2 protein-coding genes are annotated in these 842 nt (G+C 43.8%); one reads left to right on the top strand and one right to left on the bottom strand.

The genetic code is table 11. From position 1 onward, the window contains the following. Nucleotides 1-506 (bottom strand): hypothetical protein (locus tag A3729_RS04020; protein ID WP_156497637.1); only part of this gene is annotated, 506 nt, incomplete at its 3' end. A gap of 144 nt (nt 507-650) precedes the next feature. Here A3729_RS04020 and A3729_RS33785 point away from each other — a divergent pair. Further along, a partial coding sequence (locus A3729_RS33785; RefSeq protein ID WP_231877331.1) for a hypothetical protein occupies nt 651-842 on the top strand: 192 nt, incomplete at its 3' end.

Here is an 842-nt window from a genome sequence, read left to right on the forward strand (position 1 = left end):
TGGCAATATAACAAAGCCTCGGTCACCCAATACCGGTCTTCAAACAAAGCACTTTGGTGGTTGGCAATCGCCGCTAACTTAGCCTGCCACGCCTCACTGGCACCAAAATACCACAAGAGCATAGCTCCAGCCGCTAATACCAGTGCATATACTCCACCTGTTCGGTTAAACATACCTTTTTCAGGAACGAGCGAAGCAAACATCAACGATGTACAAAAAAGGAGATTAAGTCCACTAAACATCGCCATCACGTCTGATCTTGTCAAAGGCGTTTGCAGCTTCGTTTGAATAAAGTAATAGGCAAACAGGGCGATGAAAATCGGGGCAATAAAGCGGCTTCGATTAAACATGGCAGAAAAGCCAAGTAAGATACACGCTAATAGGTAAGGAGCAGTCCGCAGTACGTTTTCATCGAGAGCTTCAATAGAGCTGATACGAACCAGAAAAAAGGATAAAACGACAACAATTAAAGGGCTTAATCGCCAAGCATTTGCTAATAGGGGCACTGTTAATACTTCTTTGAAAAAACATGCTTTCAGTGTAGCTCAGATACTGGCATTGTGAGTGTGGATTGATATTTATTTGCACCAACACTCGCGCTTTAATTAAACTATTTCAGAACTTCCATATCACTCTGACCTATTTCACTTATGCAAAACCTTTCTGCCTCTCAGGCAAAGAATTCCATTGCAGTTAGCCCGCATGACCCGCTTAATTGGCATCAAGGTATTGAGCATTACGGCTTTTGGGCAATAGTGGTTCAGCAAGAAGACTGGCTCAAAGCCTTCCAACGCGCCCGCGCTCATGTCAAAACACTAGTACTACCTGATTACCAGAGAGCA

The organism is Oleiphilus sp. HI0043, from assembly GCF_001634935.1.